The sequence below is a fragment of the Robbsia sp. KACC 23696 genome (genome assembly GCF_039852015.1).
Taxonomy (GTDB): Bacteria; Pseudomonadota; Gammaproteobacteria; order Burkholderiales; family Burkholderiaceae; genus Robbsia.
This window is the reverse complement of sequence record NZ_CP156627.1, coordinates 1,185,285-1,206,474: the sequence shown is the minus strand read 5'-3', so window position 1 is coordinate 1,206,474 and position 21,190 is coordinate 1,185,285. Positions and strand designations below refer to the sequence as shown.

The window sequence follows — 21,190 nt, the reverse complement described above, 5'->3', positions numbered from 1 at the left end:
GTCGCGCGCCCCGCCTCAAGGCAAGGCCGCTGAAGTCTGCCGAATGAACGACACCACGTCCCGACGCACCGGCGCCAGGAAACGCAACGGCGCCCCCACGACGCCGATCGTCAGCGCGTGGTTCAACTTCGGATAATGACGCACGGTCACGCGGTCACCCGCCTGTTCCAGGCGTGCCGCGAAGCGCTCGGTGTTTCCTGGGTCCACGGTCTTGTCCGCATTGCCGACGCCTAGAAAAACCGGCGGCTCCCGACCATCGACAAAGTGGATCGGCTGACTCGCCTCGCGGCGATCGAGCGGGAAAACTTTCTTTAGCGTGTCGTCTTGCAAAGGCAGGAAATCGTAAGGTCCGGCCAGGCCGACCAAACCGGCGATCATCGATTTATCCAGCCCCTGTGCGTGAAGGTAGCGATTATCGGTCGCAAGCAGGGCGACGATCTGGGCGCCCGCCGAATGTCCGACCAGAAACAGGCGTCGCGGATCCGCGCCGTAATCGGCGGCATGCGCGCGCGCCCATGCGACCGCCGCCGCCGCATCCTCGACGAATCCCGGGAAAATCGTTTCAGGATAGACACGATAATCGGGGATGACCGTCACAAAGCCGGCCGATGCCAGCGCTTCGCCAGCAAAGCGATAATCGGCACGATCCCCATTCTGCCAACTGCCGCCATAAACAAATACGACGATCGGCATCGATGACGATGTCAGCCGGGAGACCCCGCGCGCAGGGTCGTCACCTGTCGGTGACGACCCGGCCACGGCCGTCGATGCGGTGTTTGCCGTTCCGGCTGCCTGCCTTGGAACGTAGACGTCGAGCCGTTGCCGCGCCACGCTCCCATACGCAATATCGCTTTGCAAGACATAAGTGTGGCGAGGCGTCAACGCATTCAGCGCGCCCACCGGCGAACACGCAGCCAAGCCCAACGTCCCCACGGAAAGGACCATCCCGAGCAAACACCTCATACGCCGAGTCCACCCAAGGCACTGGCGACTTGAACCGCCAGAGCGTCCGTTTGCGCCGGGCCGTCTGCCCGTCCCGCGGCACGGAGGGTGCGCAACCAATCGAGGCCACGCGAGGTGTCGCCTACCGGGCGATATTCACAGCCGATCCAGCCGCCATAGCCGAGCGCCTCGATCACGGAGAACAAGTAGTCGTAATCGACCTCGCCGCGATCCGGCTCGTGGCGATCGGGCACCCCGGCAATCTGAATATGGCCGATCGCGTCGGCCATGCCGCGCAGACGCATGGCGAGGTCGCCCTCCATGATCTGCGCGTGATACAGGTCCATTTGCACCTTCAAATGGGGACTGCCGACGTCGCGACAGACCGCCAGCGCATCGGCCTGGTAATTCAGAAAGTAGCCGGGAACGTCACGGGTATTGATCGGTTCGATCAGGATCACGCGGCCCTCGACACCCGCCAAGGCGGCCGCATAGGCCAGATTTTCGAGATAAATATCGCGCGCCGCCGCCGACGCGCCCGGCGCCGCGTCCGGCACGATGCCGGCCATGACATGAATGACCCGATTACCCAATGCCTCGGCATACCGCAGCGCTAGATCGATACCGGCCTTGAACGCATCCTCCCGGCCCGCCAGCGCCGCGATACCCCGCTCGCCTGCGGCCCAATCCCCTGGAGGCGCATTGAATAGCGCCTGCTGCAGATGACAGCGCTGCAACCGATCGGTCAGGACCGATGCCTCGTAGGCATACGGAAACAGATATTCGACGGCCGCGAAGCCGTCTCGCTCGGCTGCGGCAAAGCGATCGAGAAAATCCAGATCGGGGTAGAGGAAGCTGAGATTGGCGGCAAACCGCAGCATGGGTGGCGTCTCCTTCGTCTTATCGTTCGACCTCCATCCTGCCATGGAATCCGCTCGGCAGCTTCCATGCGCGATTGACGCCATGGACTAGGCGGCCCACGAAATCGGCACAATTTGTCTCGAAAATACCGCGCGCGGCGCCTTCGGGCCGTGCTTCGGCAAAAGATCAAGTTTGCGCGCGTGCCCGGACAACTTCCGCCGAATATGGTCGGGTACGTTCTGTTCTGCGCCACGCGAACGCTCATAAGCGTGTTTCAGCGCGATGTCCAAGGTTGATGAACTCTCCCCATTTTGCCCCCACGGCACAGCGACAGGAAACACCATGAATAAGGCAAGCCCGGCTCGCAACGCGCACACCCTTGTGCGATTCAGCGATGCCCGTCCGCAGGTCCAAGACGCATACACGACGCCTCGCCAATGGGCGTCAATCAGGGCGCAACGCCCGATGCGCGGCACGCTGACCCGCGCGATCTTCGCGGCCATGATGGCCTTGGGCGGCGCAGGCGTGGCGCATGCGCAAAGCAACGTTACGCTGTACGGCATCATCGATGCAGGCATCACCTATGTCAGCAATCAGAGCGGCAACCATCAGTTCAAATTCGAAGACGGTGCGAACTTCGGCAATCGCTGGGGCTTGAAAGGCAGCGAAGACCTGGGCGGCGGCTTGAGAGCGATCTTCGATCTGCAGAACGGCTTCGCACTCGGCACCGGCGCGCTGCGCCAGAACGGCGCCGAATTCGGCCGCGAGGCGTTCGTCGGCCTGTCATCGGATAAGTACGGCACGTTGACCTTCGGCAATCAATACGATTTCATCTTCGATACGATCACGCCGTTCAACGTCAATGGCTATGCCAGCGTGTACTCGGGGCATATGGGCAACTTCGACCGCATCTCCGGTGTTCAAGTGCCCAACTCGGTGAAGTATATGAGCAAGTCTTACAGCGGCCTGACGTTCGGCGCGATGTACGGCTTCGGCAATACCGCCGGGAATTTCCATCGAAACAGCTCGTACAGCGGCTCGATCGCCTACACGCACGGCGGCTTCAGTACCGGGGCCGTCTATACGCGCCTGTACAACGTCGGTATTTATCCCTACGCGCAGATCGGCGTCACGCAATTCCTCGGCCAGACCGTCGCGACCCGAAATGCAGACGGCAGCGTGAACGATCTCTATTACACGACCCCCTTCACCGTCGACCGCGATTCGACAGCGGCCGTGGGCGCCAGCTATCAGATAGGCAAGGTCACCGTCGTCGGCAACTTCACCTCGACGAACCTCCGCTACGGCAGCAATAGCGCCACGATGAATGTGTATGAAGCGGGTGCCATGTACGCGCCGGCGCCCGATGTGCTGCTGATCGGCGGCTGGGAATACACGACGTTCGCCGGTGCGCATTGGCATCAACCGACACTCGGCGCGCAATACTACCTGTCCAAGCGGACGTCGTTCTACGCCAACGTCACCTATCTGCGTGCGTCTTCGGGCGTCGATGCCAACCAAGGCGCCGGCTTCTACTCGCTGCCGTCCAATACGCAGACGCAGATCGTCTCGCGGATCGCCATGATCCACCGCTTCTGATGCCGCATGCCTCCCGCCTACCGGGAGGCATGCCGTGCACGTGACGACAAGACGTCGGAAATTTAGCTGCTTATTCTAGGTTCGCGCACATGGCCCACACCGCGCATGCCCGTCGTGGCATAGCGGGCCGGCCATCGATCGACAAAGCCAGACACAAGGCCCTCCATGACAAGCCGTAGACATTTTCTTCAGATGCTGGGCAGCAGTGCTGCCGTTGGCACGCCGCTGTTCGATACCCTGTTCACGGGCCAGCGCCTGCTGGGCGGCATGGCCGGCACTGCGGCACTGGCCGCGGGACTGGGCGCCAGCACGAACGCACAGGCGGCCGACGCGCCGCTGACGATTGCCTTCCCGGTCGACGTGCCCTCGTGGGATCCGCTGGTCCGCGTCGCGCCGAATCCGATCTCGATCTATCGCTGCGTCTTCGATGCCGCGCTCGACATCGATGAGAAAGGCGCGCTGTCGCCGGCCTTCGTCACGGCATGGCGCTGGCAAGACGCAGCCGGTACCGTGCTCGAATTGGACCTGCGCGACGATGTGTATTTCCACAACGGCGACAAGGCAAGCAGCGACGATTTCAAGTTCACCTACTTCGACCGCCTGCATGCCGATAAGACCTTGCAGGTCGGCGGCGTGTGGTGGGCACTGGAGAAGATCGAGACGCCGACGCCGACGAAGGCCGTCATGCACTTCAAGGCGCCGATGGTCTCGGCGCCGGCCTACCTCGCCTATCTGGGCGGCTATCTGATGCCGCGCAGGTATTTCGAGAAAGTCGGCAAAGACGGTTTCATCGCCAAGCCGGTCGGCTCGGGCCCCTATCGCCTGACCGACTATCAGCCCGACTCGCGCATCACCTTGACCGCCTTCGACAAGCATTGGCGCGGCGCGCCGAAGATTCGCGATGTCGTATTTCAGGTGGTCAAGGACTCGACCGCCCGGATCTCCGCGGTACAGGCCGGCCAAAGCGGCTTCGCGGCAGGTCTGCCGCTGAAGCAGACCGTGCGCTTGGGTACGTCGCCCGGTCTGGCCAGCAAGGTGACGCCGACCAGCGACACCTATCTGATTCACATGATCAACGCCGGCCCGACGGCAGAAAAAAACGTTCGCCTCGCGATGCATCATGCGATCGACAAAGCCGCCCTTGCCCGCGCCTTCTTCAGCGACGTGCCCAAGCCGCAATCGACGCCCGCCGCACCGGGCACGCCGGCCTATGATCCGTCATACACCTTCGCACACGATCCGGCCCTTGCAACAAGCTTGCTGGCGGCCTCCGGCTTCAGTCCGGCCAAACCGGTCAAGCTGCCCTTCCTGGCCACGAACGGCGCCTATCCCGGCGACCTCGACATGGCTCGCGCGATTGTCCAGATGTGGAAACAGGTCGGCATCGACGCGCAATTGACCGTCATCGAGCCGGTCCAGTTCTTCACGCAAGCCGCCGCCGGCACGCTGGCCGGCCCGGTGCTCTGGATGTGGCAGAACGGCAGCGGCGATCCGGAATTGTCAGCCGGCAGCTATTTGAACCCGAAAGGACCGTTCGCCGTCTGGCGTAGCGCGGACATTTCGGCCTACCTCGACCCGCTCACGACGCAGACCGACGAAGCGAAGCGCATCGCCGGTTACAAAGTCTTCCATCGCTGGGCGGTGGAGCAAGGTTATGCATTGCCGTTGCTGCAGGGCATCGCCACGGCGGCGTACAAGCATTCCGTGAATTACACGCCGTTCCTCAGCGGCTGGATGCTCCCGGATTATTGGTCGGCCTGATTGCCGCGCAACACGATCACCCTACGCAATACGAGACATTGTCATGAAGCCGAATTCCGTTCTCCCCCTGGTGCCGCTCGCATTCGATGACGCGTTTTTCGCGGGTTTGGACTCAAGCGCCTTGCCGGTCGGCCAGGCCGAGACCTTGCCGCCCCAGTGCTATACCGATCCCGCTTTCTATGAATTCGAGAAAGAAGCGGTCTTCAATCACGAATGGCTCTGTGTCGGGCGCGCGGACTGGGTGGCCAAACCCGGCGATTACTTCACCACGACGATCATCAACGAGCCGTTGTTGATCGCGCGCAATGCCCGTAACGAAGTCAAGGCGATGTCGGCCGTCTGCCAGCATCGCGCCATGCTCGTCGCCGAAGGCAGCGGCAATGCCCGCGCCTTCCTCTGTCCGTATCACCACTGGGCCTACTCGCTCGACGGCGATCTGATCGCCGCGCCGGCGATGGATGCCACCGAAGGCTTCGACAAGAAGGCGTTCTGTCTGCCCACGCTGTTGGTCGAAATCTGGCAAGGCTTTATCTTCGTCAACTTCGACAAGGCCGCCGCGCCGCTGGCACCGCGCCTGACCGCCCTCGATCCGGTGCTGGCCAACTTCGAACTCGATCGCGCCGAAGGGCCGCGTCCCCCGGAAGCCGCACATTTTCCGTGGAACTGGAAGGTCATGTTCGAGAACAACAACGACGGCTATCATGCCAACCGGCTGCATCACGGCCCCTTGCACGATTTCGTGCCGAGCGCGCTGGCGTCGTTCCCCGACAGTCTGCCGGACGATACGGCCGGCTACTACCGCTTCAACGGCACGATTCACCCCGATGCCGCGTTCAATCCGACGCAGAAAGCGCTGTTCCCGGTGTTTCCGAAACTGACGAGCGAAGAACGCAATCGGATGCTGTTCGCCAATGTGCCGCCCACGCTGTCCCTGGTCGTCACCGTCGATAGCGTGATCTACATGATCCTGCGTGCCGATGCGGCAGGCACCCATCACATGGATCAAGGCGTGCTGTACGCGCCGGGCGCGATGAAGGATCCGCTGTTTCAAAAGCGTGTCGAGATGTCTTTCAGCGCGGTCTCCGACATCGTCGCGCAGGATCTGCATGTCGACGAACTCGTGCAAAAGGGACTGCAGTCGCGCTTTGCGATCCGCGGACGCTACTCCTGGCAGGAACGCGCGCAACAGGAGTTGAATGCCTGGCTCGTGCCGCGCTATCACGCGGCGCGTGAGCGCGTGAAAGAAGCGGGCGTGGCGCGTGGCAAGCTCGAAGGCGCGCAAGCCAAGCTCGCTTCCATCGACGTCGTCACCGCAGGGTGAGTGACGGCATGAGGTCCGCTCCGCGGTTTACCCGCGACCTCTCGCAGGTCCACGTCGATGGGGACACATCATGTTGACGCAGTCCAATAAGGCCCACGGTAGCCATGCCCGCGCCGTCGCCGGCCCCGAGGGGGCATTGCAGGCCTCGCTATCTCCGGGCGCCGAGGCGGCCGCCCGGAGCGCCGCCCGTTGGCGCCGCGCGCGGCGTTTCGCGCTGCGCCTGCTCCGACGTGTCGCGACGATGCTGGCGGTATCGGTTGTCGTCTTCACCGTACTGCGTCTGCTACCCGCCGACCCCGTCGCGATGCTGCTGCCGCCCAATGCCAGCCAGGCCGACGTTCTGGCCATGCACCATACGCTCGGGCTCGATCGGCCGATCGCCGTGCAATACCTGCAATGGCTCGGCGAGATCGTGCGGGGACAATTCGGCCATTCGCTGCAGACCGGTCAGTCGGTGGGCACGTTGATCCTGAATGCGCTGCCGACCACCTTGCAGTTGCTGGCCGGCGGTTTGGTGCTCGGCGTGCTCGCCGGTGTCGGCGCGGGTATTTTTGCCTTTCTCCGGCGCGATACGAAAACCGAGCAGGTGGCCGAAGTCGCCAACGGTCTGGCCATGTCGATACCGGATTTTCTCTGGGGCATTCTGCTGATGCTGGCCTTCGGCATCGGACTGCGCTGGCTGCCCTTCGTCGGTCCGCTGGATGGCCGCTATACGGTGGCGCATCACACCGGCTTCCTGTTGCTGGATGCGCTGATCGATGGCCAGTTCGCCGCCTTCGGTAATGCGCTGTGGCATCTGGTGCTGCCCTGCGTCGCCTTGGCACTCGGTATCGCGCCGCCCTTGATGCGCCTGCTGCGTTCGTCGCTGCTGGAAGTGTACGCCGACGACTATGTGACCGCGGCCCGACTGCGCGGTCTGTCCGATCGCGACATTCTCTGGCGGCATGGATTGCGTAATGCCGCGCTGCCCACGCTGAATGTCTTCGGCATACAGGTCAGCCTGATGATCGGCGGCACGCTGCTGGTGGAGAAGGTCTTCGGCATGCCGGGCATCGGCAATGTGATGATTTCTGCGATCGGCGCGCATGATCTGCCCACCATCCAGGCCTTGGCCTTGCTGTATGCGTTGGTCGTCCAGATCGTCAACGCCCTCGTCGATGCACTCGAATTGATGTGGAATCCCCGTTTGCGGAGTGCCTCATGAGCGCCATGTTGTCTCGCCTCGTTCGCGAACCCCGCGTCGTACTCGGCGCCCTCGTGTTGTTGGGAGTGGCCTGCATGGCGCTCTTCGCACCCTGGCTCGCACCGGTTGCCCCGGATCAGCAGGATTTGGTGAACACGCTGTTGCCGCCGGCCTGGGCCGCGGGCGGCATGCCCGGCCATCTGCTGGGCACGGATTCGCTCGGTCGCGACATCTTGAGCCTGACGATCTACAGCGCACGCGTCGCGATGTTCGTCGGCTGCATCGCGCCGATCGGCGCTGCCCTCGTCGGCGGCACGCTCGCGTTGCTGGCCGGCTGGCGCGGCGGCCGCACCGACTGGGTCATCATGCGCGTCGTCGAGACGTGGATGTCGTTTCCGGCCGTGGTACTGGCCTTGATTCTGATGGTTGCGCTGTCGCCCAGCGTCGTCAACGTCGTGATCGCGCTGGTGTTCGTCGACTGGACGCGCTTCTGTCGCGTGCTGCGGGCAGAAGTGGCCGTGATCCGTCGCCGCGAATATGTCGCCGCGGCACGTATCGCCGGTGCCGGCACGATCCGCACGATCGCCCGGGACGTCGTACCGAATATGATGCCGACCTTGATCACGCTGATGAGCCTGGAAATCGGCATTTCCGTGGTGGCGGAATGCAGCCTGTCCTTCGTCGGGCTGTCCGCCGAACCGGGCACGCCGACCTGGGGCAGCATGATCGCCGACGGACTGGCGAACGTCTTCACCACGCCATGGGGGCTGATCGCGCCGATCGCGTGCATCGTCGTCACCGTCCTGGCCACCACCTTCCTCGGCGAAGGACTGCGCCGCGCCACCGATGCGCGTCTGCTGAGCCGGAACGGCGCCAAACACCGCCCCCACGCCGGCACCGGTGCCGCGCCCGCGTCGATCGCGGAGACCACGCGATGAGCGCCCTGTTGCAGATCGACGGCTTGCACCTCGAACGGGACGGCGTGGCCTTGCTGCGCGACGTGACGCTGACCTTGAACCCAGGCCGCACGCTCGGTCTGGTCGGGGAGTCCGGCGCGGGTAAGAGCATGCTCGGACGCGTGCTCGGTCGACTGATCCCACCGCAATTCGAGACAAAGGCCCGCACGCTGACCTTCGCCGGCGAGAACCTGTTATCGATGCCGGCCGCCGCGCATCGTGCCCTGTTGGGACGGCGCATCGCCTACATTCCCCAGGAACCGACCACGGCGCTGGATCCCACGCTGTCGATCGGCAAGCAGTTCGCGCTACACCTGGGGCAGCTCGGCGTGCCCTCCGGCGCACGGCGCCAGCGCGCGCTGGACGCCTTGACGGAAGTGCTGCTGCCGGATCCCGAAATACTGCTGACCCGTTTCCCGTTCGAATTGTCCGGCGGCATGTGTCAGCGCGTGGCCATCGCGATGGCGTTTGCCAGCAACCCGGAGCTGGTGATCTCCGACGAGGCCACAACCGCCCTCGATGTGACGACACAGCGGCATGTCGTCGATCTGATGCGCGCGATGCAGGCCAAGCGCGGCACCGGCATCCTGTTCGTCACCCACGATCTCGGGCTCGCCCGATTCGCCTGCGACGATATCGCGGTGCTGTACGCCGGCGATATCGTCGAGCGCGGCACCGCGCAGCAGGTGGTGAATCACCCAAGCCACCCTTATACGCAAGCCTTGCTGCGCGCCAATCCGCCGCTGAAAGGACCCGCGGTCCGCGTGGTGCCCTTAGGCGGCCATATGCCGGGATTCGAATCGTTCGCTACGATCGCCGGTTGTCGTTTCGCCTCGCGCTGCCCCCGTGTAGAGGACGCCTGCCGCATCGCGCCGGTACCGATGATCGATACTGGCGCGTCGATGTCGCGTTGCCTGCGGCCCGTCATTGCAGCCAACGCCGGCACGACGCGACCGTTGTCATCGGATGGCGATCGTATCGAACGGCGCCCGATGGGACCCTTTCTGCAATTGCGCGGCGTATCGAAGCGCTACACCGCCGTGGGCGCGGCGCCGAAGGACGGCAGCGTCGCGCCGCTCGCGCTCGCGCCGCTGGATCTCGATATCGCGCCGGGCGAATTCATCGGCATCGTCGGCGAAAGCGGCAGCGGCAAGAGCACGCTCGGCCGCCTCGTCATGGGGCTCGACACGCTCAGCAGCGGCACGATTCAACTCGACGATCAGGTGTTGGGTGCGGGACGCGCCGAATGGCAGCGACGTATCGGCGCGATCCAGATGATTTTCCAGGATGCGCGCGCGGCCCTGAATCCGCGTCGTCGTCTTGGCGATATCGTGACGCAGCCGCTCGCGCAACGCGCGCATCTGCACGTCGATCGCGAACGTCGCGCCCTCGCCTTGCTGGAGGAAGTCGGCCTCGCACCGGAACTTGCCGATCGCTATCCGGCACAGTTGTCCGGCGGCCAGCGACAACGCGTCAATATCGCGCGCGCCTTGTGTGATGTTCCGCGCCTGATCGTCGCCGATGAAATCGTCTCGGGCCTCGATGTCTCGGTGCAAGCACAAATCATGGAGCTGCTGCTGTCGCTGCGGGCGTCGCACAACGTAGCCTTGCTGCTGATTTCGCACGACCTGGCCGTCGTCCGTTATCTCTGTTCGCGTGTGATCGTCCTGCAACGCGGCGTGGTTGTCGAACAAGGCCGCACCGAAGACGTCCTGCGCAACCCCCAGCATCCTTACACCCGCACCTTGCTGGCGTCCGCGCCGCATGTCGAGCGTCCCGGCGAAACGGCCCCCGTGCCGTCGCCTTCCTTTGCCTGACCGATCTCCGCACCATGTCCGATTCTTCTTATCGCCAACCGGTCCTCTTCTTCGGACACGGCAGTCCAATGAATGCATTGGACGACAACCCGAATACCCGCGCCTGGACCGAGATGGGCCAGTCGGTCATCGCGCGCCAACGCCCGCGTGCCATCGTGATGGTCTCGGCCCATTGGATGACACGCGGCAGCGCCATCACGGCGATGGCGCGCCCCGAGACGATTCACGACTTCGGTGCCTTCCCGCAGGCACTCTTCGATGTGCGTTACCCGGCGCCCGGCGCACCGGAGATCGCCCGGGAAGTCATCGATTGTCTGGCCGACGCCGGCCTTACCGTCACGCCGGACAACGATTGGGGCCTCGATCACGGCAGCTGGTCGGTTCTCGTGAAGGCCTTTCCGGATGCCGATATTCCGGTCTTGCAGCTCAGCTTGAATCGTCAGTTTTCGCCACGCGAACATTTTGCGCTGGGGCAGGCCCTGCGACCGTTGCGGGACGCCAATATCCTGGTGGCCGCAAGCGGCAATGTCGTCCATAACCTGCCCGCGATGAACTGGTCGCTGCCCGAATCCGGACACGATTGGGCGCAACGCTTCCACGCGATCATTCGCAATGCGATCGCGAACGATCAGCCGGATGAGGTCGTCGACTTCGTCAAACACGGCCGCGATGCCGCGCTGTCGATTCCCACGCCGGAACATTATCTGCCGGTGCTGTATGCATTGGGCGCACGCCATCCGGACGACGTGTTGCGCTTCGAATCCGAGCGCGTCGAGTACGGCTCGCTCAGCATGCTGAGCTTCTCCTTGCATGATGCGCCCGAACGCACCCTGCGGGAGAGTGCGTTCATGCCGGCCGAGACAGTCTGATGAACGCCGCCACCGATCCCGCGTGCTTGTCGCGTGGGGCAGTCACGCCCTCCTTCACCGACACGCCCACGATGTCCGCCCTCCTGCCGCTGTCTTTACGCATCAGCGCCCGACGCGATCTCAGCGCGCATATCGTCGCCCTCGAACTCGAGGCGCTCGACGGCATGCCCTTGCCCGCCTACGAGGCCGGTGCCCATCTGGCGATCGATTGTCGCGCCGCGACTGCGGCGGCGTCGACGTCGGCGTCGTCCGCCGCGGGTTTGGCGGACGACAACGCGCGTCCCGAGCTGGCCCGATTGCGGCACTACTCGCTGTGCGGCGATCCCGCCGATCCAATGCATTACGTGATCGCGATACGGCGTGAAGACAGCGGCCGCGGCGGATCGCGTTTTCTCTGCGACACGGCAAAACCCGGCGACGTGCTGCAGGCCTCCGAACCGATCAATCTGTTCGCGATACAGTGGCCCGAAGCCGACGCCACGCCGGCCCCGACGCAACTGTTGATCGCCGGTGGCGTCGGCATCACGCCGCTGATCGCCATGGCCTGGGCGATGGACAACGCCGGCGTGCCTTTCGCGTTACACGAATTCGGCCGCGCCGCGGCGGCCCACGTTTCCGACGCTTTGGCCGGCAGCGCACGCTGGCGGTCTGCCGTGCAGCGACATATCGGTCGCAGCCCCGACCTCGCCGCCTTGATCGGCGCCCCGGAACCCGGTCGTCACTTGTATGTATGCGGCCCCGCGACGATGAGCGACGCTGTTTTCGAGACGGCCCGTGCCTTGGGCTGGCCGGCGCATCATCTGCATACCGAGCGCTTCGCCGCGCCGGACGCGCGTGCGCCTCGGCACGGCGGTACGGGCGACGTGGGAGACACGGGCGACGTGGATGTCGGCGGCACCATCCGCGATGCCGCCAAGACGGACCCCGATGGCCCTTTCATCGTCGAACTCGCGCGGTCCGGGCGTCAGGTCAGCGTTGCCGCCGGCGAGAGTGCCTGCGCCGCGCTGTCGCGTGCCGGCGTCTACATCCCGATGTCGTGCGAACAAGGCGTCTGCGGCGCCTGCAAGACATCGGTGCTGTCCGGCACGCCCGACCATCGCGACTGGATCCTCACCGCCGAAGAACAAGCGGCCGGCACCGTCTTTACGCCCTGTTGTTCCCGCTCCCGGACACCGATCCTGGTGCTCGATCTGTAACCGATGCCGCTGCCGCGCCGCGCTCCGGTATCGCAGCGGCAGGGCAGCGCACATGCCCCTTTTTGTTCGACCGACTCCCGTCAGGAAATTGCAATGGCTCTGATCCCCTCTCCCTCCGACTTCCGTGCCGATACGCCGCCCAAGCAGTTGCATACACTGCGCGCCACCCGCGAGAACGTGCATTGGGGCTATTTCGACGCCTCGCTGCGGCCGTCGCTGACGATCGACAGCGGCGATATCGTCTACGCGGAAGCGATCACCCATCATGCCGGCGATGCGCCGGACCTGATGATGGACGATGCGCTGCATGCGCTCTGGCGCGCCATTCCGGAAAGCGATCGCAATCCCGGCGTACACATCATGACCGGTCCGATTCATGTCAAGGGCGCGCAGCCCGGCGACATGCTGGAGGTCCGCTATCTGTCGATGACGCCGCGCTGCCGCTATGGCTCGAACCTGGCCGCCAATTGGGGCTATCTGTACAAGGAGATGGGCGAAAAGGAACGCGTGACGATCTATGAACTCGATGCCGCCGCGCAATACGCCAGCGCGCTTTACGCCTACGATTTCCCCGGTACCTATCTGACGCCCGGCACGATCACCGATTGCGCCGTCTGCGATCGCCAGGCGGCCTTGCCGGGCATCCGCGTGCCGGCCCGACCGCATCTTGGAACGGCCGGCGTCGCCCCAGCAGTCGACGGTCGCGTCAGCACGATTCCGCCCGGGCGCCACGGCGGTAATATCGACAACTGGCGCATCGGGGCCGGCGCGACGATGTATTACCCGGTACAGGTGGAAGGGGCGCTGTTTTCCGTCGGCGATCCGCACGTCTCGCAAGGAGATGGCGAAGTGAGCGGCACGGCCATCGAGTCGTCGTTGAACGTGGCGATGCAGATCATCCTGCGCAAGGACTTCCACTTCCCCGCACCGTTGCTGGAAACACCGGATTGCTGGATCGTGCACGGCTTCGGCGACCAACTCGACCAGGCCTTGCGCGGCGCCACGCTCGACACGATGACCTTGCTCGAAGAACACCTCGGCCTGAGCCGCAACGACGCCTATTCGCTGATCAGCGTCGCCGGCGACGTCGGCATCACGCAAGTCGTGGATTCGACGCTGGGCGCGCACGTGCGGATTCCGCGCGGCATCTTTCCGCCGCGTCAGGTCTAAGCAACGCCAAAGCGGCCGCGGCGCCACCGCGCGCGGCATGCCGAGCGCGAAGGCAATGGATCGGGCGCCATCGTCGCACAGGCATTTTTGACCAGTTTCACTTGCGTCGCGTTGGCGCGACAATGGGGTAATAGAAAAAAGCGTCTCGCCCCCCCGTCGACTTTTGCCACAATACCGTCGCGCGCGAGACGCACCGTGCCGTGAGGACCGATGCGATGATGACCGTCAAGAACTGGCATTATTCGACCGAGGGCAGCGCCGACACGACGCGTCCCTATGTCTGGCGCGAGGCCATGGACACGATGTGTCTGCCGATGCCGGAAACCGCGTTGGGCGACGACTTCCATGCGGAGGTCGTCGGCATGATGTCGCCGACCGGCATCGAATTCTCCCGGCTTAGCGCGTCGCCGCTGACGATATCGGGAAGCTATCAGAATCAGCAGGCGGGGCTCTGGCTGGCCGTGCTGCTCGAAGGGCAATCGGTCTTCTCCGAAGCGGGCGATCGTCTCACGTTGTCGCGCGGCGATATTCTCTACGGCCCGAGCCGCCGCAACTCGAAACTCGAATTACACGCCGACTTTCGCATGCTGTACGTCCGCATGCCGATCAATGCACTGCATCCCGGTCTCGTGGATCCGGCGACGTTGCGCTCCGGGATCCTCCCGGCCGACAGCCGACTGACACGGATGCTGACCGGCATGCTGTTATCGGTCGGCGACGAGCTTGAGGCCTTTGCTCCGCATGAAATTCATCCGGTGGAAGTCGCGCTGTCGGAATTTCTCGTCGCCAGTCTTGCCGACACGCAGCCGGGCAAGCGCTTCGGCGACCGGATTCGTGCCGCGCATTTCCATCGCATCTGCCAGTCGATCGACCAGCAATTGGGCGACGCCGAACTGTCATTGACGAAACTGACCGAACAACAGGGCGTCTCGCCGCGTTACCTGCAGAAGCTGTTCGAGGAAGCCGGCCTGACGTTCAGCGTCTATCTGCGCGACCGCCGCCTGGCACGATGCCACGCCGATCTGTGCAGCGCAGCCCACAGTGCGTTGTCGGTATCGGAGATCTGTTTTCGCTGGGGCTTCAATGATGCCGCGCATTTCAGCCGTAGTTTCCGCGCGAAATACGACATCACGCCGCGAGAATGCCGTACCCGGCAACTGCGCGTGACGGTGGCCAGCACGCAGGCGGCCTGACGCGCGGGGGATGGACCGGAGGGGTTGTGTTGCGTGAGGGGGGGGGCGGTACTGCGCCAAGCGGCGTCCTGCCCCCGCGGAGAGAGGCAGGCGATTTGGGTCTGGGCAATCTAGACGGTCTGGTTCGTCGCGGCGAGCACGACTTCACGGATACAGACTTTCTGCGGCATTTCGTAGGCGAAGCGGATCGCTTCGGCGACCTCTTCAGGTGCCAGGATGACGCCGCCGATCTCGGCCTTCCAAGCCTGGAAGCCATCCTTGATCTGCTGATTCGTCGTAATCGTTTGCAGCTCGGTATCGCAGGCGCCAGGCGCGATGACAATGACGCGGACGTTGCTCGGCGCCACTTCCTCGCGCAGATTCTCCGAGAAGGCATGCACCGCGTGTTTCGTGCCGACGTAAGCGGCATGCTGCGGATAGGTCTTGCGTCCCGACGTCGAGCTTACGTTGATGATGGTGCCGTGCTTACGCGCCACCATGCCCGCCAGCACTGCGTGAACGCCATTCATCAAACCCTTCACATTGACGTCCAGCATCCGATCCCATTCGGTGGGATCCTGCGCGGCCATATCGCCGAGCAACATCAGGCCGGCGTTGTTGATCAAGGCATCGACCGGGCCGAACAAGGACTCGGCCTCCGTAACGGCCTTCGTCAGCGCCGCACGATCGGTGACATCGACACGACGACACAGCGTATTCGGCAGCGCCAGTGCTTCAAGGCGTTCCAGACGACGGGCCAGCAGCAACAAGGGGTAACCGGCCGCGGACAGCAGGCGAGCAGTGGATTCACCAATGCCGGAACTGGCACCGGTAATGACGATAAGCGGCTTTGACATCGTAGCGGTATCTCTCAAAAAAAGGGGCGCACGGAAACGTGCTGAGGGCACACCACTCAGCTCGGCATGCGAGGGGCCGCGGCAATGCCGATTTTGAAACGGGTTTCGAAGGCGCCCGTTGCCTGCGTCGCTGCCGCGTCCGCGTCCGGTTCACGGCTCGCGTAACGGTCCTGCACGACGGCGTTCTTGCCGAAGCCGGGTGCGATCGGTCGCCCTACTTCGCGGCGCAGCCAGAGGCGCAACAGATGGCGACGGCGTTGCGGTTCGGGAAAATCGATAAAGCGGGTCCGCGAATGCAGCGCGGCATAGTTGGACAACCATTGGATATCGCCAGGGCGGAAATCCATCTCCAACGACATGCCCGGCTCGTAGGTGATATCGTCGAACAGCTTCAGCACTTCGATCTGCGCCTCGGTCAGACGAGCCACTTCCGGGTAGTCTTGCGCGGTGAACACATACAGCGATCCGGCATACATGCTGAAGACCCCATCGACGAAACTGACGATCGGGGAACGGTAGGTATTGGCCGGCGCCTTGTGATCTTGCCGACGCCAATCCCAATCGAAAGGTTCGAGCAGCAAGGGGGCGAGGTCCGGACGCCGCCGCAGGATCTCGTTATAGATCTCCGCACCGGAAACCAGGCAGGATGCGCCGCCCTCTTTCGCCGGGCGCAGACACATCAACGAGACGATATCGGAGCTGTCGGAATGGAACGGCAGCAGGTCGCGGATCTTCGCGGACAAGGCGCCGGGGTCGTCGAGCATCTTGTCCGATGTGGCGTAGACATGATCGACCAGATCGCCCATTTCGTTCTGGCGCATCGGGTCGCCCATATGCAGTCCGAGGATGTAATAGATCGCTGCCGACAGGGCGTCCGAGTAAAGATCGGTGCGCAGCCCGCGCGCCAACACGAAGCCTCGGCCCCGATCGACGTCGAGACCCCAGGCGGCAATCGCCGACGCGCAGTGGTCCAGCGGGTAATCGGCGGCGGTGACGAACCGCAGATCGGGATCGGTTTCGACGAAGCGCCGTCCCAGACGTTCGAGTTCGGCCACTTGCTCGTCGCTGAATTGGTAGATCCAGCTGTCCTTGCCACTGAGCGCATCCCCGCGCCAGGCGGCCGCGCCGACGACGGGCGCCAATGCCACTGAAGAAGTCATGATGTCGTGATCCGCGAATGAAGGTAACTTGCCGTGCGACGATCGATGTTGCCATCGTCTACGCTGCGCGCCTGTTCTTCCAGCCGAGGTAGGCGCACAGGCTATCGCAAGGCAATGTCGCTATCTTCGCCGCGGTTGGTCGCGATGTCTTGTCTGGACGCGCATCGCGACCGGCCCTGGTCTAGGCGCGGCATGCTGCCGTACCCGTTCACTGTGCGCCGCCGTCCTATCGCCTCAGCGACTTCTTGCTCCGCGACGCTTCTTCCGGCAACAAATAGCGTGCGTCAGGGCTTGGCGTCGAGCGGCTGTTTCAGCCACTGCAGCGACAATGTATTCAGCGCGCCGCTCGCCCGCTCGGCAGACAAGACCTGGTTGACGGCGTCGCGCATTGCGCCGTCGCCTTTTCGAACCGCCGCGCACACCGGCGAGTTCATCAGCAACACTTTCTGCGCGAATCCGCGTTGCGGATTGTCGGCAAGCAGCTTGGCACCGACGATATTTCCCGTGGCAAGAAACGCCACCTGTCCGGACAGAAACGCCGCGACAGCCGCGCTGTTGTCCTGGTAGCGAACGACCTGCGCGCTCGCCGGCGCATGCTGCGTCACGTAGAGGTCTTCCTGGGAACTGCTCACCACGCCAATCTTCTGACCAGCCAGTGCCCCGAGATCCGACATGGCTGTCGCCTTCGGGCCAAAGACAGCGGTGTAGTACGGTGCGTAGGGTTCCGTGAAATCAATCACCTTCGCGCGTTCCGGGTTCTTTCCCAAATTGAGCGCAAGGTCCACCTTGTTGCTGACCAGATAGGGGATCTTGTTGGCCATCGTCACCGGCACGATTTCCAGCCTGACATGCATCGCCGCCGCGGTGCGCTTGGCGACCTCCACGTCATAGCCCTGCAATGTCATGTCGCTGCCCATCGATCCGAACGGCGCATAGTCCTGGGGCACGGCGATGCGAATCACGCCGGCTTTGCGGACGTCGTCCAGCGTGTCGGCAGCGGCCGTGGTGGCATACAGCGCGACGCCAACGACGCCGGCCAGCGATAGTGCCATCGCACCGATACCACGGGCGAAAAGGCCGGAACGCATCATGTGTTTGTCTCCGGAATGGACGTCAGGAAAGCGTGAAACGCGCTATCGAACGCTTCGGGCGTTTCCAGCATCGGCGAGTGGCCACTGTCGTGCATCGGGGCGAGCCGACTGTTTGGCAGACCATCGAGCAGTCGTTGCGCATGCTCCATCGTCCGACCTGCATCGTGCGCACCCCACACCACCAAGGCGGGCAACGCGATATCGGGTAAGTCGGCGCGCATGTCGGTTTCGATCAACGATGCCTGTACGTCGATCATCGCGGAAATGGGCGCGGCCTTGGCGCGCTCGACATAACCGTCGAAGAAGGGCTGTGGCAGCACGCGGAACCAGTGGGCGCTGATCTCGCGCATCGTATCGATGTCGCTGCTCTCCAGTTGCGCGAGCAAGGCGCGCCCGAGGGAATGATTCGTCATCGACGGACCGGTACATACGAGCGTGATGCCACCCAATTTGTCCTGATAGCGCGCGGCCGTCATCTGCGTGACGACGCCGCCCATCGAATGTCCTACGACCACGGGTCGCACGAGCCCCAGCCGGTCGATGAACGCCGCGACCCGCCGCGCAAGCGCTGCGATGTTGTAGCCATCGGGAGGGGCATCCGAGCGCAGAAAGTTATCGATGGCAAGACCACGCCAGCCTGCCGGCAACGCGTCGATGGTGCGTTGCCATAGTTCCGATGAACTGCCGAAGCCGCCATGCAGAAAGATCACCGGACGTCCGTCGCCACCGCTATCGGTGTAATGAACGCGGGCGCCGTCGAGTCGAATTATTGGCATCAGTTTCCCCTTTCCATGAAGCGACGAGTATCTGGCGGCAATACCGCAGCGCCAATGGCCATTTTCGGCATTTGACGCTTTTTCATGACGCATGTCACAATATTGAGACAATGGCGATGCGGAGATAATGTTTTTCCATGGCGAATTTCCGCGCAGTGGGTGAGCGCCTGAAGGCCTGCCGATTGGAAAGCGGGATGACGGCGGACGATGTGGCAAAAGCGATAGGCGTTTCGCGGGCGCTGCTGCATCGGTATGAAGCGGGCGAGATCGTCAAGCTGGAAACACTCGAAAAATTCGCGCGCGTCTACGGTATGCCCCCAGGCACATTGCTCGGTCTGGGCACCGAGTACCTGACAGACGGTTTTCGCTTCTTCGAACGCATTGCGGCACTGGAGGAACACGCCGAACGCGTATCCGTGGTGTTCGGGCCGCTTATTTATGTGCTGAGTTCCGCAGAATACGACCGCGCCTTGAGTCGAAGCCTCCACGATCCCCAAGATATCGATCCGATCACGCCTGCCGAAAGCGTGCGGCTTTTGACCAATCTGGAACGGCGCAAAGCGATTTTCAGGTATCGGCAACCGGCGATGGTCAACATCGTCCCTTTGTCGAGCATCGAACGTTACCTGGCGAACGGATTGGCCGTGACGAGCGATAAATCGTATGCGCAGCGATCCGAGTTGCGGCGCGAGGCGGCGCGAGAGATCGAACACATGGCCAACCTGATCGCATCGCCACCGATGCATATTCAGATCGGATTGACGAGACGCCCGCTCCCTACCGCCGGATATCAAATCATCCACGCACAAGGACGACGATATCTGGTTAATAGCCCCTTCCGCATCGGCGAACCGACAAACCTTCGTTACGGCGTCGCGACCATTACCGAAGATCCGGAAGCACTGGAAAAACATGACCGATTGACGGCTGTGCTATGGGAAACCGCGCTAAAAGGCACGGACGCGGTGCGCGAGTTGCAGCATTTGATCAAGCGTTATTCGGACTGACGCAGCGATTTCTGGCCGGGCCGACGCGCCGTGCCCGGCGGCGAGCTCGGCGCTGCTCCCCGCTCCTGCTGCCGCGCCGAGGGCACCGCCTCCGCCGCGGCGTCCGGCAGCGCCAGACAGGCTTCGGCGACATCGACGAGGCGTCGATTCTGGTCCATCGCCGTCTTTTGCAACATTCTGAACGCCGCCTCTTCGCGCAATCCGTGCCGCGCCATCAGCGCGATCTTGGCCCGTTCGACCAGTTTGCGATCGTGCAAGGCCCGGCGCGCCGCATCCAGCTCCACCTCCATTCGCGCCAGGCGTGCGCCCTGCGCCTCCAGCAAGGACTGCAAGCTCGCCATCGTCGAACGCTCCGCACCCGAGAGGTGTTCGGGCACCGGATGGGCCGTCGTATCGCCGTCCGGCACGCCAGCAAAGAAGTGTTCGAGCGCATGCGCATGCGGCGGCGGATTCTCGCGCCATTGCTGGATCAGCCTTTCCGAATCGCGCAGCGCTTGTTCCGCGATGCCGATTTGTGTATCGCAGGCCTGTCGCACATGCAGGGTCAAGGCGATCTGTAGATGCCATAGATCGGTGATGCGCGCACTCGTCGCCTCGAACCACGGCTCGCTCAACGCCGTGTCCAGCGCATCGCCGCTGGCCGCGGTGCAAAGCCGTTGACGCAACGTCTCCAGACTGGCCCGCTGCGCGGTCCCGCTGCGCGCCGCCCACCACGTGCTTTGCGCCGCATCGGCGAACTGCAGGAAAACGTCCAGCCCGCGCGACTGCGCACCGATCAAGTGAACCAGGCGCTGCTGCTGATCCACCGCGAATCGGCCGGCGGCGAACATATGTGCCCCCACCGCACGCTCCTGTCCCGCCGCTTCCTTGGCCTGCACCACGTGTACCAAGGCCACCAGCGTGCGGGATATACCCGGGTCGGGCGACACGTCGGCCAACTGAAAAATCAACTCCATCAAGCCGCCGATCACCTTGCTGAAAGCGGTCACCGAATCCGTTGCGGACAGCGCCCGCCGATCGATCCGCGCCCGCAAGGCATCGAGCGAATCGAGATCGAGCAACACCCACGCAATCGTCGACAGCATCCGTGCCGTCGCACTCTGCCCCGGTGCCAGCTCCAGATCGAGTCGATCCCGCAGCGCCAGCAGCATCGGTACCGATTCGTCGCGTACCGCGCCACGCTCCGTCACGAAGCGGCGACCGTCGGAGCCCAGGTAGATGCTCGTGATGCCCCGCTCACGTTGCAAGACGTGCACCAACCGGCCCAACAGATCGGTCAATTCGATCCGGTCGGCCAACAAGCGCAACGCGTCGATCTCCCGTTGCTTGGCGTGCAACGTGAACTGCATGGCGGGGGCGGACATCGTCGGGCGGCGTTAGGTGGGGAGTAAAGGTTTGTCCGTATTGTAAGCCCGACAATATCGCCAGGCGCAGACGATATCGCCAGCGTGT

The 21,190-nt window shown here is 63.6% G+C and carries 18 protein-coding genes; 11 read left to right on the top strand and 7 right to left on the bottom strand.

The window, feature by feature from the left end:
* Nucleotides 1–15: 15 nt before the first annotated feature.
* Both ABEG21_RS19890 and otnI read right to left on the bottom strand, forming a co-directional pair.
* Nucleotides 16–963 carry an alpha/beta hydrolase gene (locus ABEG21_RS19890; protein ID WP_347557149.1) on the bottom strand — a complete coding sequence of 316 codons (948 nt, stop codon included), beginning with the start codon at nt 961–963 and terminating at the stop codon, nt 16–18.
* Nucleotides 960–1,823 (bottom strand): 2-oxo-tetronate isomerase, encoded by an 864-nt coding sequence (gene otnI / locus ABEG21_RS19885; RefSeq protein ID WP_347557148.1) that lies wholly within the window; start codon nt 1,821–1,823, stop codon nt 960–962. The genes ABEG21_RS19890 and otnI overlap by 4 nt, the downstream gene beginning before the upstream one ends.
* Before the next feature lie 445 nt (nt 1,824–2,268).
* Here otnI and ABEG21_RS19880 point away from each other — a divergent pair, with 445 nt between their 5' ends.
* The 10 genes from ABEG21_RS19880 to ABEG21_RS19835 all read left to right on the top strand — a co-directional run bounded on the left by ABEG21_RS19880 (nt 2,269) and on the right by ABEG21_RS19835 (nt 14,868).
* Complete coding sequence (locus ABEG21_RS19880; protein ID WP_347558093.1) at nt 2,269–3,402, top strand: porin; 1,134 nt, start codon at nt 2,269–2,271, stop codon at nt 3,400–3,402.
* 165 nt (nt 3,403–3,567) lie between these two features.
* Entirely contained in the window at nt 3,568–5,163 is a 1,596-nt protein-coding gene (locus ABEG21_RS19875; protein WP_347557147.1) for an ABC transporter substrate-binding protein, read from the top strand.
* Nucleotides 5,164–5,206: 43 nt separating this feature from the next.
* The gene (locus ABEG21_RS19870; RefSeq protein WP_347557146.1) at nt 5,207–6,484 is read left to right on the top strand and encodes an SRPBCC family protein; all 1,278 of its coding nucleotides are present in this window, start codon (nt 5,207–5,209) and stop codon (nt 6,482–6,484) included.
* Nucleotides 6,485–6,554: 70 nt separating this feature from the next.
* The gene (locus ABEG21_RS19865) at nt 6,555–7,688 is read left to right on the top strand and encodes an ABC transporter permease (protein ID WP_347557145.1); all 1,134 of its coding nucleotides are present in this window, start codon (nt 6,555–6,557) and stop codon (nt 7,686–7,688) included.
* Nucleotides 7,685–8,605, top strand: a complete 921-nt coding sequence (locus tag ABEG21_RS19860; protein WP_347557144.1) for an ABC transporter permease — start codon at nt 7,685–7,687, stop codon at nt 8,603–8,605. Before ABEG21_RS19865 ends, ABEG21_RS19860 begins: the two co-directional genes overlap by 4 nt.
* On the top strand, nt 8,602–10,440 hold the full coding sequence (locus tag ABEG21_RS19855; protein ID WP_347557143.1) for an ABC transporter ATP-binding protein: 1,839 nt from the start codon (nt 8,602–8,604) through the stop codon (nt 10,438–10,440). Before ABEG21_RS19860 ends, ABEG21_RS19855 begins: the two co-directional genes overlap by 4 nt.
* A gap of 14 nt (nt 10,441–10,454) precedes the next feature.
* A complete protein-coding gene (ygiD, locus tag ABEG21_RS19850) occupies nt 10,455–11,309 on the top strand; it encodes a 4,5-DOPA dioxygenase extradiol (protein WP_347557142.1) in 855 nt (284 codons plus the stop codon).
* Nucleotides 11,309–12,505: a PDR/VanB family oxidoreductase gene (locus tag ABEG21_RS19845; RefSeq protein ID WP_347557141.1), complete on the top strand. Its 1,197-nt coding sequence runs from the start codon at nt 11,309–11,311 to the stop codon at nt 12,503–12,505. Before ygiD ends, ABEG21_RS19845 begins: the two co-directional genes overlap by 1 nt.
* A 93-nt stretch (nt 12,506–12,598) precedes the next feature.
* Nucleotides 12,599–13,675 (top strand): acetamidase/formamidase family protein, encoded by a 1,077-nt coding sequence (locus ABEG21_RS19840; protein WP_347557140.1) that lies wholly within the window; start codon nt 12,599–12,601, stop codon nt 13,673–13,675.
* A gap of 215 nt (nt 13,676–13,890) precedes the next feature.
* On the top strand, nt 13,891–14,868 hold the full coding sequence (locus ABEG21_RS19835) for a helix-turn-helix domain-containing protein (RefSeq protein ID WP_347557139.1): 978 nt from the start codon (nt 13,891–13,893) through the stop codon (nt 14,866–14,868).
* A gap of 110 nt (nt 14,869–14,978) precedes the next feature.
* Here the strand turns inward: ABEG21_RS19835 and ABEG21_RS19830 are convergent, their stop codons facing one another.
* The 4 genes from ABEG21_RS19830 to ABEG21_RS19815 all read right to left on the bottom strand — a co-directional run bounded on the left by ABEG21_RS19830 (nt 14,979) and on the right by ABEG21_RS19815 (nt 18,731).
* Entirely contained in the window at nt 14,979–15,704 is a 726-nt protein-coding gene (locus ABEG21_RS19830) for an SDR family oxidoreductase (protein ID WP_347557138.1), read from the bottom strand.
* A 56-nt stretch (nt 15,705–15,760) separates the two neighbouring features.
* Complete coding sequence (locus ABEG21_RS19825; protein ID WP_347557137.1) at nt 15,761–16,864, bottom strand: TauD/TfdA family dioxygenase; 1,104 nt, start codon at nt 16,862–16,864, stop codon at nt 15,761–15,763.
* Nucleotides 16,865–17,148: 284 nt separating this feature from the next.
* On the bottom strand, nt 17,149–17,955 hold the full coding sequence (locus ABEG21_RS19820; protein ID WP_347557136.1) for a transporter substrate-binding domain-containing protein: 807 nt from the start codon (nt 17,953–17,955) through the stop codon (nt 17,149–17,151).
* On the bottom strand, nt 17,952–18,731 hold the full coding sequence (locus tag ABEG21_RS19815) for an alpha/beta hydrolase (RefSeq protein WP_347557135.1): 780 nt from the start codon (nt 18,729–18,731) through the stop codon (nt 17,952–17,954). The genes ABEG21_RS19820 and ABEG21_RS19815 overlap by 4 nt, the downstream gene beginning before the upstream one ends.
* A 137-nt stretch (nt 18,732–18,868) precedes the next feature.
* Between ABEG21_RS19815 and ABEG21_RS19810 the strand changes: the two genes are divergently transcribed.
* Entirely contained in the window at nt 18,869–19,738 is an 870-nt protein-coding gene (locus ABEG21_RS19810; RefSeq protein WP_347557134.1) for a helix-turn-helix domain-containing protein, read from the top strand.
* Here the strand turns inward: ABEG21_RS19810 and ABEG21_RS19805 are convergent.
* Complete coding sequence (locus ABEG21_RS19805; RefSeq protein WP_347557133.1) at nt 19,726–21,102, bottom strand: nitrate- and nitrite sensing domain-containing protein; 1,377 nt, start codon at nt 21,100–21,102, stop codon at nt 19,726–19,728. The two genes, ABEG21_RS19810 and ABEG21_RS19805, sit on opposite strands and share 13 nt — an antisense overlap.
* Nucleotides 21,103–21,190: the final 88 nt, after the last annotated feature.